Origin of the sequence: Arthrobacter sp. KN11-1C, assembly GCF_052180225.1 — a bacterium.
GTDB lineage: Bacteria > Actinomycetota > Actinomycetes > Actinomycetales > Micrococcaceae > Arthrobacter.
Window position 1 is genome coordinate 4,194,907 of sequence record NZ_CP197467.1, and the last position, 13,464, is coordinate 4,208,370.

The 13,464-nt window shown below is 65.5% G+C and carries 13 protein-coding genes and 1 other RNA gene; 10 read left to right on the plus strand and 4 right to left on the minus strand.

Annotated features, from left to right (window positions below):
* Positions 1–228 precede the first annotated feature (228 nt).
* From ACSBOX_RS19590 to recR, 4 genes are all read left to right on the plus strand, one after another.
* A complete protein-coding gene (locus tag ACSBOX_RS19590; protein ID WP_442543959.1) occupies positions 229–552 on the plus strand; it encodes a hypothetical protein in 324 nt (107 codons plus the stop codon).
* Between the two features lie 239 nt (positions 553–791).
* An RNA gene (gene ffs / locus ACSBOX_RS19595) (signal recognition particle sRNA small type) lies at positions 792–888 on the plus strand.
* 33 nt (positions 889–921) lie between these two features.
* Positions 922–4,077 (plus strand): DNA polymerase III subunit gamma and tau, encoded by a 3,156-nt coding sequence (locus ACSBOX_RS19600; RefSeq protein ID WP_442543960.1) that lies wholly within the window; start codon positions 922–924, stop codon positions 4,075–4,077.
* 170 nt (positions 4,078–4,247) lie between these two features.
* Complete coding sequence (gene recR, locus ACSBOX_RS19605; protein WP_442546073.1) at positions 4,248–4,847, plus strand: recombination mediator RecR; 600 nt, start codon at positions 4,248–4,250, stop codon at positions 4,845–4,847.
* Between the two features lie 36 nt (positions 4,848–4,883).
* On the opposite strand, the gene ACSBOX_RS19610 is transcribed toward recR, so the two are convergent.
* Both ACSBOX_RS19610 and ACSBOX_RS19615 read right to left on the minus strand, forming a co-directional pair.
* Positions 4,884–6,065, minus strand: coding sequence for an ABC transporter permease (locus ACSBOX_RS19610; RefSeq protein ID WP_442543961.1), 1,182 nt, complete (start codon positions 6,063–6,065; stop codon positions 4,884–4,886).
* Positions 6,062–7,018, minus strand: a complete 957-nt coding sequence (locus ACSBOX_RS19615; RefSeq protein ID WP_442543962.1) for an ABC transporter ATP-binding protein — start codon at positions 7,016–7,018, stop codon at positions 6,062–6,064. Before ACSBOX_RS19615 ends, ACSBOX_RS19610 begins: the two co-directional genes overlap by 4 nt.
* A gap of 251 nt (positions 7,019–7,269) precedes the next feature.
* Here ACSBOX_RS19615 and ACSBOX_RS19620 point away from each other — a divergent pair, with 251 nt between their 5' ends.
* A complete protein-coding gene (locus tag ACSBOX_RS19620; protein ID WP_442543963.1) occupies positions 7,270–8,616 on the plus strand; it encodes an aspartate kinase in 1,347 nt (448 codons plus the stop codon).
* A gap of 148 nt (positions 8,617–8,764) precedes the next feature.
* On the opposite strand, the gene ACSBOX_RS19625 is transcribed toward ACSBOX_RS19620, so the two are convergent.
* Positions 8,765–8,944 (minus strand): hypothetical protein, encoded by a 180-nt coding sequence (locus ACSBOX_RS19625; protein ID WP_442543964.1) that lies wholly within the window; start codon positions 8,942–8,944, stop codon positions 8,765–8,767.
* 156 nt (positions 8,945–9,100) lie between these two features.
* Positions 9,101–9,310 carry a hypothetical protein gene (locus ACSBOX_RS19630; protein WP_241710118.1) on the minus strand — a complete coding sequence of 70 codons (210 nt, stop codon included), beginning with the start codon at positions 9,308–9,310 and terminating at the stop codon, positions 9,101–9,103.
* Between the two features lie 124 nt (positions 9,311–9,434).
* Between ACSBOX_RS19630 and ACSBOX_RS19635 the strand changes: the two genes are divergently transcribed.
* From ACSBOX_RS19635 to ACSBOX_RS19655, 5 genes are all read left to right on the plus strand, one after another.
* Positions 9,435–9,929, plus strand: a complete 495-nt coding sequence (locus ACSBOX_RS19635) for a MarR family winged helix-turn-helix transcriptional regulator (RefSeq protein WP_442543965.1) — start codon at positions 9,435–9,437, stop codon at positions 9,927–9,929.
* Positions 9,930–9,945: 16 nt separating this feature from the next.
* A complete protein-coding gene (locus ACSBOX_RS19640; protein WP_442543966.1) occupies positions 9,946–10,515 on the plus strand; it encodes an SSI family serine proteinase inhibitor in 570 nt (189 codons plus the stop codon).
* On the plus strand, positions 10,502–11,455 hold the full coding sequence (locus ACSBOX_RS19645; RefSeq protein ID WP_442543967.1) for a 3-methyladenine DNA glycosylase: 954 nt from the start codon (positions 10,502–10,504) through the stop codon (positions 11,453–11,455). The genes ACSBOX_RS19640 and ACSBOX_RS19645 overlap by 14 nt, the downstream gene beginning before the upstream one ends.
* Entirely contained in the window at positions 11,452–11,823 is a 372-nt protein-coding gene (locus ACSBOX_RS19650; RefSeq protein WP_442543968.1) for a serine protease inhibitor, read from the plus strand. The genes ACSBOX_RS19645 and ACSBOX_RS19650 overlap by 4 nt, the downstream gene beginning before the upstream one ends.
* A 162-nt stretch (positions 11,824–11,985) precedes the next feature.
* Positions 11,986–13,296, plus strand: coding sequence for an ISL3 family transposase (locus tag ACSBOX_RS19655; protein ID WP_442543969.1), 1,311 nt, complete (start codon positions 11,986–11,988; stop codon positions 13,294–13,296).
* The last annotated feature ends 168 nt before the right edge of the window (positions 13,297–13,464 follow it).

A 13,464-nucleotide genomic window follows, 5' to 3' on the forward strand; every position in this document is an offset into this window, starting at 1 on the left:
ACCCCCGTGCGCTTAAACGTAAAAATGGACGCCCCCAATGCGTCCATTCCTCCGGCACTCCGTTGAGCTGCTGGGTCCAGCCCCTGAAACCAGGCCCTGCACCTCACAATCTTGAGATTGCCCCAATCGGTGTACATACCTATAGTCCGCTGGGCTCAGCGGTTTGGCAATGGAGATTGGAAACCATCCTTTGACCTGTTTTTGAGCGGCCACTGGGAGGATGGTGGAATGAGCCGACTGCACGCCCTCGTTGTCTACGTCCCGGCATCCCATAGCGAGACCTTGCTGGCCGCGATCGGCGATGCCGGGGCCGGCAGAATCGGCGACTATTCGCATTGCTCCTTCACCACTCCGGGCACGGGACGTTTCACTCCATTGCCGGGAGCGCAACCGTTCATCGGAACCGTGGGGCAAGGGGAATCGGTGCCCGAAATCCGGGTCGAATGCGTCGTCGAGGCGGACATGCTCGACGCCGTAGTCCAGGCCCTGCGCGCAGCCCACCCTTATGAGGAGCCCGCATTCATGACGTGGCCCGTGAACGGCTGGCGCTAAGCCCGGACATGCTCTCCCGTAACCATTGGACATGCCCTCCCCTGCTCACGAGCACTGGACATAATCCCAATATGTCCATTCCTTGGCTCTCACAGGGGACATGTCCGGCGGAACGAAGAGCGCCGAAGGGACATGTCCATTGGAAGCACCGGGCACCGAAGGGACATGTCCATTTCCCGGCTCCCACAAGGCGCATGTCCGCAGATTCGGAGGGCTCGATAACTTCGGGTAAGCTTGTCGACGGCCCCTCATGTGGCGTCATCCTGTTGAACTCCCCCAGGACCGGAAGGTAGCAAGGGTAGATGGGCTCTGGCGGGTGCATGAGGGGTCTCTTATTTAAATGTCAGTCCCTATAGGTAGGTTTCCCCTGTGACTGTTACTACTGCTCTTTACCGCAGATATCGCCCCGATTCTTTCGCGGACGTCATCGGGCAGGAACACGTCACCGAGCCGCTCATGACGGCCCTGCGCAAAAACCGGGTCAACCACGCCTACCTCTTCTCCGGCCCCCGCGGTTGCGGTAAAACCACGTCCGCCCGCATCCTCGCGCGCTGCCTCAATTGCGCCGAAGGCCCAACGGACACTCCTTGCGGCAAATGCAACAGCTGCGTCGAGCTGGCCCGCGGCGGCTCCGGCTCCCTCGACGTCATCGAGATTGACGCCGCCAGCCACGGCGGCGTGGACGACGCCCGGGATCTCCGCGAACGCGCCACCTTCGCCCCGGTCCGGGACCGCTACAAGATCTTCATCATTGACGAAGCCCACATGGTCACCTCTGCCGGCTTCAACGCGCTGCTGAAGATCGTCGAAGAGCCGCCGGAACACATCAAATTCATCTTCGCCACCACGGAGCCGGACAAGGTCATCGGCACCATCCGCTCCCGCACGCACCACTATCCCTTCCGGCTGGTGCCGCCCGAGCCCCTGATGCAGTACCTCGAGCTTCTCTGCCAACAGGAGAACGTGCCCGTTGCTCCCGGCGTGCTCTCCCTCGTCATCCGTGCCGGCGGTGGTTCCGTGCGCGACTCCCTCTCCGTATTGGACCAGCTCATGGCCGGCGCCGGTCCCAACGGCCTGGACTACGAACTCGCCGTCGCACTGCTCGGCTACACCCACGCTTCCCTGCTCGACGACGTGGTGGAGGCAATCGCCGCATCCGATTCCGCCACTGTCTTCCGTGCCGTGGACCGCGTCATCCAAACCGGGCACGATCCCCGCCGCTTCGTCGAGGACCTGCTGGAACGGTTCCGCGACCTCATCATCGTCCAAGCCATGCCGGAAAGCGCCCAAGCCATCCTCCGTGGCATGCCGGCAGACCAGATCGCCCGCATGCGCAGCCAGGCCAACAACCTCGGCGCAGCCGAGCTCTCCCGTGCCGCGGACGTCACTAACACCGCACTCACTGAAATGACCGGCGCCACCTCGCCCCGGCTGCATCTCGAACTGCTCTGCGCCCGGATCCTGCTGCCCAGTTCCGAGCAGACCGAACGTGGCATCGCGGCCCGGATCGACCGCGTCGAACGTCGCCTCAACTACGGCGAGGCGCTTCCTCCCGCAGCCCAGACGCCGCCTGAAGCTGCTGCTGTGCCTTCCACTTCCGCCACGCCAACTGCCCGCCCGGCGGATCACCCACTGGAACGCCCGACGGCGGCCGCCAGTCCCGTGCCCGCCTCACCAGGGCCCGCCTCACCGGAGCTCGGTTCACCCGTGCCCGGAGCAGCCTCGTCCAGGGCAGCCGACGTCGCTGAGAGTCCCGCTCCCGGCCATGCAGCTGCACCGGCACCGGCACCTGCACCCGGGGAATCGTCCCGGGAACAACTGACACCGCCGAGGGTGTCCACTGCCGACTGGCCCGTGGATGAAACGAGGCAGCCGTCCAGCCCTGCACCCGAACAAGCTGCGCAAGTTCCTGCGGCGCGGCCTGTTGTCCCGGCGCCATCGGCTCAACCAGTGGCAAACCAGGAACGGCCCCAACCGGTGGCGGCAGCAGCTGCAACGCCCGTGCCCCAACAAGCGCCTGCACCTGCCCAGGCGCCAGCGCCGGCGTCCGCGGAACAGTCAGCGCCCGCGCAACAGCCAACGTCCGCACAGGCCCCGCGGCCCGCTACGGGTGGTGGCGACGTAGAGGTCATCCGGCGGGCTTGGCCCGAAATCCTCCAAACGCTGACCAAGATCAAGCGCAGCAGCTGGGCCTTGGTCGGAGCGAACGCGCAGGTGGCACAATTCGACGGCCATCTTCTGACCCTGGCATTTGGCACCGACGGACTTGCGAGCGCCTTCAGCCGCGCAGACCATGCCGAAAACCTTCGCCAAGCCATCCACAAGACGATCGGGATCGACTGCCAGATCACGTCAATCGTCGGCGGCAACAGCTCAGGTAGCTCTGAACCAAACCCAAAAGCACCGGCTGACCCGGCGCCCCCTGCCGGGGGTGATGCCTCTCCCACGGCGTCCTCCGCCGTGGATACCGCTTGGGGACTTGCCCCTGCGGCGCAAAGCCCTGCCGCCCCGGAGGCAGGCAAGCCCAATGCTGCCACCGGACCACCGGCACTAACCCCCACCGCACCAACACCAACGGCTCCGGCTCCGGCGGAGCACGTTCGGCCTGCCTCGGAAGTTGCGCAGGCTCCGGCCCCGGCGGCTGCCATGGCATCGCCGGCCGCAGCTGCCGCGTCGTCCGCAGCAGGACCGACAGAACCGGCTGCGGACTATTCGTACTCGGACGATGACTGGGGTCCCCCGCGGGACGAGGACGCTCCGCCGCTGGACGAAGAACCGCCCATGGATTGGGAGCCGTCGGTTCCTTCGGGCTTCACTGCCGTGCCCACGACCGGTTCTGCCGCCCCGGCAGCGCCGGCCCCGACAGCCTCGCCACTAGGGAGTGCCTCGGCGTCGAACAGGCCAGCCCCCGCTAGTTCTGCCCCCGCGAGCGAGCGCTCCGCCAAAGCATCTCCGGAGCCGAAGTCCATTGCCCCGGAAGATCCGTGGTCCAGGGCCGTCGAGCACGCGCCGGGCTCGTGGGTGGTCGGCGCCGAATCCAACGTTGGTTCCGCGGTTTCGGGCACCTCGGCCGACTCCGACGGTCAGAGCACCTCATCCGCGCCGGCTGTGGCCAGTCCGGTCTATGAACCTGCCGCCGCGCAGATTCCACACCAGCCACAGGCCTCAGCGCCCGCACTAACCCCGGCGCCCGCCCTAACCCCTGCCGCCCCAGCACCACCCCCGGCCGCCCCAGCGCCTAACCCTGCACCAGCGCCAGCGCCAGCAACAGCACCAGCGCCAACGCCTTCGGGGACCGGGAAGCAGAGCCTCTACCAACGGCTTTCGAACAGCCCCGAAGCCATGGCTGGACGCGAGAAAGCACCGGCGCGCGCTGCCGTCGCTTCCGGCAGCGTGGTGGAAGACATCCCGAGTGCGGACGACGAGACGATCGAGGAGTCAGGAGTCTTTGGACGGGCCGCCGTCGAGCGTATTCTGGGCGGAAAGCTACTGGAAGAACGGTCGCTCGACAGCATGCGCCGCTAACAAGCCGCTAACAACCGGACGCCGTAACCACACCCTGCGCGGGCCCGCACGGAGTTCGGCGGGGAACCTCCAGGAACCCCGCGAGAGCCCACGGGCGCCACAAAATGGTGCCACCAAACCGAGACGCCAGCCGAACAGCACGGCGTCCACACCGAATGAACGAGGACATTGTGTACGAAGGCGCAGTTCAAGAGCTGATCGACGAGCTCGGCCGGCTCCCCGGCGTCGGGCCGAAGTCGGCGCAGCGTCTGGCCTTCCACATCCTTGAGGCCGACCCCGAGGACATGAAGCGGCTGGTAACGGCCATCACCACAGTCAAGGAGCGGGTGAAGTTCTGCACTGTCTGCGGCAACGTCACCGAGCAGGAGCTGTGCAACATCTGCCGCGATCCGCGCCGCGACCCCTCGGTGATCTGCGTGGTCGAGGAATCCAAGGACGTCCTGGCGGTGGAACGCACGCGGTCCTTCCGCGGCCGGTACCACGTCCTCGGCGGCGCCATCAATCCGATCGCCGGCATCGGGCCCGAGCAACTCCGCATCCGCGAGCTCCTCACCCGGCTCAACGACGGCGCCATCCAGGAAATCATCATCGCGACCGACCCCAACCTCGAAGGCGAAGCGACGGCCACCTACCTGGCCCGCATGCTGAAGTCGATCGGCATCACCGTCACCAGGCTTGCTTCCGGCCTCCCGGTGGGCGGAGACCTGGAGTACGCGGACGAAGTTACCCTCGGAAGGGCCTTTGAGGGTCGCCGCAACGCCCTCATGTAGGCAGCACGCCGATAGCGCACCGGCGAGCCGCCCGAACTACGCGATCCGCGTCCCGTTGGCCAGCCGGCTGGCTGGCGTCCGCAGCGAACGCCAGCCGAGCCACATGAGCAGACCTGTCAGGACCACTTGCAGGCCGAGTCCCAGGGGCCACAAGGGCGTCGACTGCTTGAGGTACTGCGGCTGCTGCACGCCGTTGGCACAGGTGAAGGTGTGGTCCGGGCCGGCAAGCGCGGACCTGGCACCCTGGCTGATGCTCTCGATCATGCCCACCGAGTAGAACGCCGATCCGCTCCGGTCCGGATACGGAATGGCGTCGGCCACCACCACATAGGGATTCACCGCGAGCATCCATGCCACGCGATCGGTCCGGACGGCCGAATGCGCCACCAAGGGACCCTCGCAGGTGTAGCCCGGCTGCACCGCTTCAATCGGCTGCCCTTGTTGATCCGGCTGCACTGGAACATATGACAACGGACGGCCAACGGGAGTGTTGGCCACCACCGTGCCCTGCGCCAATTGAGCCCCCAGCGCGAACGAAATCAACGATCCGACCACCAGCGCGGCAACAACCAAGTAGGTCACCACGATCGAGAACAAGGGGCGCCCCGCGAGCGCAGAAATCCCCACACCGATCCCGCACACAACGGCCAGTTCCACGGCGAGCATCAGCAAGGAAACCACCACGTGCCCCGGGGTCAGCCCGCCTTGGAACATGCCGAACACAAGGAACGGGGCGCTTGTCGCCAGGAAGGCGAGCGCCGCGAGCCATCCCGCGCAGAACTTGCCCCACAGAATCTGGCCCGGGGTCAACAAGGTGATCTGCAGGATGGCGAGCGTGCCCCCGGCCCGGTCGCCGTTGATGGCATTGGCGGACAGCGCGGGTGCTACAAGCAGGGCAAACAGGAGCACAAAAGCCAGCACGACCTCGAAGATCATGGACCCCGCCCCGTCCTGCGGTGCCAGTGCCGATGGCGGGATCGTGGAACGACGCACGTCCATGCTTGCGTTCCAGGCGAGCCAGGTCAGCCACGTCACTATCGCGATGACAAAGAACCAGATGCCCAACATGATGTACCAGCCGCGGGAGCGCAAGCGTTGTTTCATCTCAAGGACCACCACGTCGCGTATCCCGCCAAGGTAGCCGACGACGGCGTTCCAGCCTCCCGTAGCTTCCTGCGGTCGCGCCGGGCCCGGCATGGTTTCAGTCACGTCGCTCATGGCCTCTCCGTATCCAGGTTCATGTACGTCTCTTCCAAGGCACCGGCTGCGGGGGCGAAGGAAACCACGCCGATGCCGGACCGGACGAGTTCGCCCAAGAGGGCGGCAGCGCCGTCGTCGTGCGTCAACAGCAAGGTGACCGAGGGGCGACGGCCGGCTTCCACGCGGTATTCCAGCCCCAGGTCGCTGAGCTTTGCGGTGAGTGCCGCGTTGTCGAGGGCTGTGATCGCGTAGCGCCGGCCCTGCCGGGCGGCCTCCTCGAGGGTCTGCCGTTTCACGGTGCGGCCTTGGCTGACGAACACCGCTCCGTCCGCGATTTCATCGAGCTCACTGAGCACGTGGGAGGAAACCACCACGGCTTTTCCTTCCCCGGCCAGGCGGCGCAGCAGGGTTCGGAGCTCCATCCGGGATCCCGGATCGAGGCCAGACGCAGGCTCGTCGAGCAGAAGCACGGAGGGGTCGTGGATGAGGGCCCTGGCCAGGCTGAGCCTTTGCTGCTGGCCTCTGGAGAGGACGCGGGCGGGCTGGTCGGCTAGCGCATCCAGCCGGACAAGTTCGAGCAAGCCGGCAACGCGGTGCACGGTACCGGCCTTGGGCAGTCGGTAGAACCGCGCCATCTGGACCAGGATTTCGCGCGCGGTCAAGGACCCCCATACCCCCAGGGTGTCCGGCATCCAGCCGATCTGAAGCCGGGCGGCGGCGCTGTCCTTGAGAGGGTCCAGGCCGTTGATCCTGACGGTTCCGGAGTCCGGCCGCAGGAGCGATGCAAGCATGAGAAGGAGCGTCGTTTTGCCTGCACCGTTGGGGCCGATGAGCGCCGTGACCTTCCCGGCCGGCGCGGAGAAATCGATGTGTTCTACTGCGTGGACCGTGCCGAAGCGGCGTGCGAGGCCTTCCGCGGATACGCCGAGGGCGCCGCTGCCCGGGACGATTGAACTTTCAGCTATGGACATGCTCTACTCACCTGTTTCCCCCAAACAGAACAAGTACGCTTCAATTCCTGTGAGCCCACATGCCCCCAGGCTGCGTATTTCTTGATCGTACGCCACGCCGAAACCGCCCCGCATGCGCCCGAGGGCCGAGATTTGGTCACAATTCCCCCGCCCGCCGCGCCCGGCGATAAACTGGCCACATAAGCCACGTAGCCGTGCCGCTACCTGGCCACGCAACGTACGATCCCCAATTGAGCAGTGAGGGTGCGCGCATGAGTTTGCCCACTACCGAAGTGAAAACCGAAGACTTGACCGCGCAGACTGCCAAGACCAAGCAGCTGATCGTGCAGAAGTTCGGTGGCTCCTCGGTGTCCGATGCAGAAGGCATCAAGCGTGTTGCCCGCCGTGTGGTTGACGCCCAAAAGGCCGGCAATGAGGTTGTCGTGGTGGTTTCCGCCATGGGAGACACCACGGACGAACTCCTGGATCTCGCCGCCCAAGTCACCGATTCTGCTCCCGCGCGCGAGATGGACATGCTCCTTTCCGCGGGCGAGCGCATCTCCATGGCCCTGCTCGCCATGGCCATCAACAAGTTCGGCGCGTCCGCCCAGTCGTTCACCGGATCGCAGGCCGGCATGATCACGGACGGCATCCACGGCAAGGCCCGGATTATCGACGTCGACCCCCACCGCATCCGTACTGCATTGGACAAGGGCCACGTCGCCATCGTGGCCGGCTTCCAAGGCATGACCCGGAGCACCAGGGAGATCACTACCCTTGGCCGCGGCGGATCCGATACCACTGCCGTGGCGCTTGCCGCCGCCCTCGAAGCGGATGTCTGCGAAATCTACACGGACGTCGACGGCATCTACACTGCGGATCCGCGCGTGGTCTCCACGGCCACCAAGATCGACCGTATCTCCAGCGAGGAAATGCTGGAATTGGCAGCTTCCGGCGCCAAGATCCTGCACTTGCGCTGCGTGGAATACGCGCGCCGGTTTGGCGTGCCCCTGCACGTCCGGTCCTCATTCAGCCAGAACGAAGGCACCTGGGTCCTCCCCAGCGCCGACGACAAGATCACGATTCAAGAGGGAGTTGCCTTGGAGCAGCCAATCATCTCCGGTGTTGCACACGATCGTTCAGAAGCCAAGGTCACCGTGGTCGGCGTCCCGGACATCCCCGGCAAGGCGGCCGCAATATTCCAGGTCATCGCCAAGGCACACTCGAACATCGACATGATCGTTCAGAACGTGTCCACGCACGGGACCGGCCGCACGGACATTTCCTTCACCCTGCCCATCGTCGAAGGCGCCGATGCCCTGACCGCCCTCCGTGCCGCGCAGCCTGAAATCGGCTTCGAGAACATCGAATACAACGAGAACGTCGGCAAGCTTTCGCTGATCGGTGCCGGCATGCGTTCGCACCCCGGAGTCTCCGCCACCTTCTTCAAGGCGCTCTCCGACGCGGGCATCAACATCAACATGATTTCCACCTCGGAGATCCGCATCTCCGTGGTCACGCACGCCGATCTGCTGGATGACGCCGTGCGCGCCATCCACAAGGCGTTCGACCTCGACGGCGACGCCGAGGCAACCGTCTACGGCGGCACCGGCCGCTAGCCGGCCCCGGACGGAACGCACAGCGGGCCCTGGACGGGAACACACAGCCGGGCACCCGCCGTCGGGAATTGAAGTACTTAACGTGAAAGAACCGGAGCCTGCGCTCCGGTTCTTTTGCTTTCCCGCGGCTTGGAGCCGCAAAAGGGCTTCAGGCGGTTTCCTTGCGGATCCCGTAGTGGTGGCCTTGGTCGTCTGTTTCGACGACGAAATGCCCCAGGTCTTCTTCCGACGCCGTCTCGAAGTCGTCATGCATGTGGACTACGGGCGCATCAATGTCGCCCCGGGTCGCCGGGCCGAACCAGAAGCGCAGTCGATCTGTGATCTTCATGAAGCTATCGAGTGCATGTCCCACAATTCCCACCTCCTTCCCCGCTGCGAGGTCCAGCCGTGCGGTTGGAGCTGAGTGGTTCAAGTGAGGCCAATTTTACGCCCGCAAGCCATAAAAGGCCCGGGCGGACGTCCATCGAGGAGAGGCTTTGGGTCCTCAGCGAAGGGACTTGTCGTCCGGGTTCTTGGGGACCACGTAGGTGCTTCCGTCCGGCCTGCGGATGGTTTCCCATTGCTGCGCTTCGGCCTGGCGCCGCACGAGGAGGCGTTTGTTCTCCTCGGTCATTTCATGATCCAGGGAACTGCTGTGCGCCGGCCCGAAAATGACCCGCAGCTTGCCAGTTGCGCGCATGAATCTCTGGGTCATGGTCTCTTTGGCCACGTGGTCTACCCTCTCTCAAAAGGATGTTGTCTTTTAAGAGTACACTAACAATTAGTGCACTAACTATCGACCGGAATAGCCCGGTCGCCCACACGGAACGGAGTACGCCATGGCTGCGCCCATTGCCCCCGAAACCACCGCCCCGCCTGAAGATGACCTCTTGCTTGAGCGTCAGTTGTGCTTCGCCCTGACGGTAGCGTCGCGGAGCGTGGTGGGCGTCTACAAGCCGGTGCTCGAAAAGATGGGGCTGACCCATCCGCAATACCTTGTGATGCTTGCCCTCTGGGAACGCAGCCCGCGCACGCTCAAGGACATCAGCGAAGCTCTCCTGCACGAGCCAGCCACCCTTTCGCCCATCCTGCGGCGACTCGAGGAAGCAGGATTCGTGACCCGCAACCGGATCCACGGAAACGAACGGGCCCTCGCGATTGCCTTGACCGACGCCGGCACCGCCCTCAGGCAACAGGCGACGGCCGTGCCGGGAACGATCATGGAGCGGCTTCAACTCACACGGGCCGAAGTAGCCGAACTGCACCGGGCAATGACCGGGCTCATCGCGGCAACGCAGCACCCTGCTGCCGGTACGGGCGATAAACTGGCATAAATCAAGGAGATCCCCCATGCGCCTGCGAATAGTCCGGTCCGTGTTGGCCGTCCTCGCCGTCGCTGGCCTTGCCGCCTGCACGCCGAGTCCCGGAGGCAACCCGCCCAGCACCGCGGCGCCCGGCAGCAGCACGTCGTCCCCGCCGTCGAGCAGCCCTACGGGACTTTTGCCGGACGAAACGGCGTCTCCGAGCGGCAAACCGAACCCCTCGTTCTCCCCCACGGCGCCCGGCTCCCCCACCCGCGGGGAAGCCGAACTTTCCATCATCGTCAAGCTCTCCCCCACGGCAGCCCCTGAAAGCTACACGCTCGTCTGCACCGGCGGCGTCCCCGCCGCGGAAAGCCACCACCCCACCGCAGCCGCAGCGTGCGCGGCCCTGAAGAAAAACCCAGCCCTCCTCACACGCACGCCGCGCCCCAGCGACCAAGTCTGCGACCAGCGCTACGGCGGACCCCAGACGGCAACAGTCACCGGCGCCGTTGACGGTGTGGGCGTCGAATCCTCCTACAAACTGACGGACGGCTGCGAAATCTCCGCCTGGGCCGCCGTCGCCGACATTCTGGGTTCAAGCGGTGCCGGAGCTTAAGTACCAGCACCTCGCGCAAGAGAAATGGCTCGCGCTGGAGGCTGCCCACCACGAACGCGTTGGCCGCTACGCCAAGCCATACTTGGCCCGTCGCTCCGCGGGCCAGAAGCATCCGGTCGAAGACTTCCTCTTTACCTACTACACCCAGAAGCCCGGCCAGCTGCTGCGCTGGCACCCGGGTGAGGGCGTCGTCCTCTCCGGCCCCAAAGCGGCCGAGCGGGCCGGGTGGAAGTATTACCAAGTGCTCGACGACGGCGCGTTGGCGTCCGCGGGACTGCCCGCCGGTACCGTTGCGGTCACCTTCGATCACAGCCGGTTTGTGGCCGACCGCACCGAGGCCATCCGCTTCGCCGGCATCATCCTGGCCGGAACCGTTGCCCGGCCCGCCCAGTTTGGTTGCTTCGGGCTGCACGAGTGGGCCATGGTCTACCGACAGGACAAGTTCGATCTCCGCCACGAATACCTCAAGCTGCGGCTCGGCTCCGAAGGCACGGACACCGTGGTGGAGGACAACCGGATCCGCTGCTCGCACTTCGACGCCTTCCGTTTCTACACTCCGGATGCCACCCCGCTCAACGAACTCACCCCGACGCGGGACAACCAGCGCACCATGGAGCAACCCGGCTGCCTGCACGCCAACATGGACCTCTACAAATGGGCGTACAAACTGACGCCGGCCTTGCCGAGCGAACTGGTGATGGACTGTTTCGAGCTGTCCTGGCGGATCCGGGCCATGGATATGCAGGCTTCGCCCTACGACCTTGAAGAGTGGGGGTATCCGGCCATCAGGATCGAGACACCGCAAGGCAAGGCCGAGTACGTTGAGTACCAGAGGGCATTCGCGGCCGAGGCCCAGGAGCTCCGTGCCCGGGTCCTTGAGGAACTGCAGCCGCTTCTGGAGCTCCTGGTACCAGCACCGTCTCACGAAGGACAGCAATGACTTCAAGCACAGGAAAGTACGACGTCGAACTCACCGTCACGCTGACGGAGGCAGCAGGCGCCGTGGACTACGAGTTCGTCCTGCTCGGCTCGGGCGGCGAAGTCTCCGCAGGCTCCACCCTTCCGGACGCCCGCGCGGCGCTTGCCGCCGTCGAGCAATTCGGCGAAGAGATCTTCTTTCCGGTTCCCCGACCGGACCGGATTTGCACGCAACAATACGGCGGCCCGCAAGTGGCGACGGTCACGGGCCGGTTCCATGGGCGCGAGGTCAGCACCCGCTTCAGCCGGACGGACGGCTGCGAGATCGCCCGCTGGCGAACCATGGCCGCACTCCTCGGCGGCGTGGCGGGCTCCACGGGAAACATCTAACAACCCCCGCTCACATATACCCCCTCCCCACCCAACCCCCGCTCACATATCTGGCTCATCGCATTTGAGGGTGTAGCGGGGGTGGGCGCGTCGTTGGCCGGATAGGGGTCGAGGTCTTCCGATGATGGAAGTTCCTACACTGCCCATCCGGAAGACCTCGACGTGTCCAACGCTACCTTCCTGCCTCCTGACCTGACTACGTTCTGCCGGCTCGATGAGCTTGGGCTCGAAGTTGCCGGGCAGCGTCTGGCCCCTGGCCGTGCGGTGTTGGAATGCCGCGCCGTTGATCCGGATGACTGGTGCCGATCGTGTGGGGGCCAGGGCATCGCCCGCGGCACGGTCACACGGCCGCTCGCGCACGAACCGCTGGGATGGCGGCCGACGACGCTGCTGGTGCGGGTCCGCCGCTACAAGTGCACCGGGTGCGGTCGGGTGTGGCGGCAGGACATCTCCAAAGCCGCGCAGCCGAGGGCGAAGATCTCCCGTCGCGGGCTGCGCTGGGCGCTGGAGGGCATTGTGTGCCAGCACCTGACCGTCGCCCGCGTCGCCGAGGGCCTGGGCGTGTCCTGGCATACGGCGAACAGCGCGATCCTTGCCGAGGGCAAGCGGGTGTTGATCGAGGATCCGGCTCGGTTCAACGGGGTGGCCGTGATTGGCGTTGATGAGCATGTCTGGCGGCACACCCGGCGCGGGGACAAGTACGTCACCGTGATTATCGACCTCACCCCGGTCCGGGACAGGACGGGCCCGGCGCGGTTGCTGGACATGATCGAGGGCCGCTCGAAACAGGTCTTCAAGGCCTGGCTTGCCGAGCGGCCGAAAGCGTGGCGGGATGGCATCGAGGTCGTTGCGATGGACGGGTTCACCGGGTTCAAGACCGCAGCCGCCGAGGAACTCCCGGACGCGGTCGAGGTCATGGATCCCTTCCACGTCGTCCGGCTTGCCGGCGATGCCCTGGACCGGTGCCGTCAGCGTGTCCAGCAGCAGACCATTGGGCACCGCGGACGGTCCGGGGATCCGCTCTACGCAGCGCGCCGGACCCTGCACACCGGGCACGACCTGCTCACCGAGAAGCAGAAGGACAGGCTGGAGGCCCTGTTCGTTGCGGACAACCACGCCGAAGTCGAAGCGACCTGGGGCATCTACCAGCGCGTCATCGCCGCCTACCGCGAACCTGACGGCCCCCGGGGCAAACAGCTCATGCAAGCACTGATCGGCGCGATCAGCGCCGGCGTTCCCGCGGCGCTGACCGAGGTCATTACGCTGGGCCGGACGCTGAAACGCCGCGCCGGCGACGTGCTCGCGTACTTCGACCGGCCCGGCACCAGCAACGGCCCCACGGAAGCACTAAATGGCCGGCTCGAACACCTCCGCGGCTCCGCGCTCGGCTTCCGGAACCTTGCGAACTACATCGCCCGATCACTCCTCGAGACCGGCGGATTCAGACCGCGATTACACCCTCAAATGCGATGAGCCACATATCTGCAGGAGGGGTTCCACCGTTTGGGCTCCAAGTGAGCGAGCGTCGGTCAAAAGGGTCATATAGGTGAGCGCGCGTCCGGGGATTGGCCGTATAGGTGAGCGAGCGTCCGGGGGGATGACAAGGCAGCGGCCGGCGGGATATCCCGCCGGCCGGTGCCT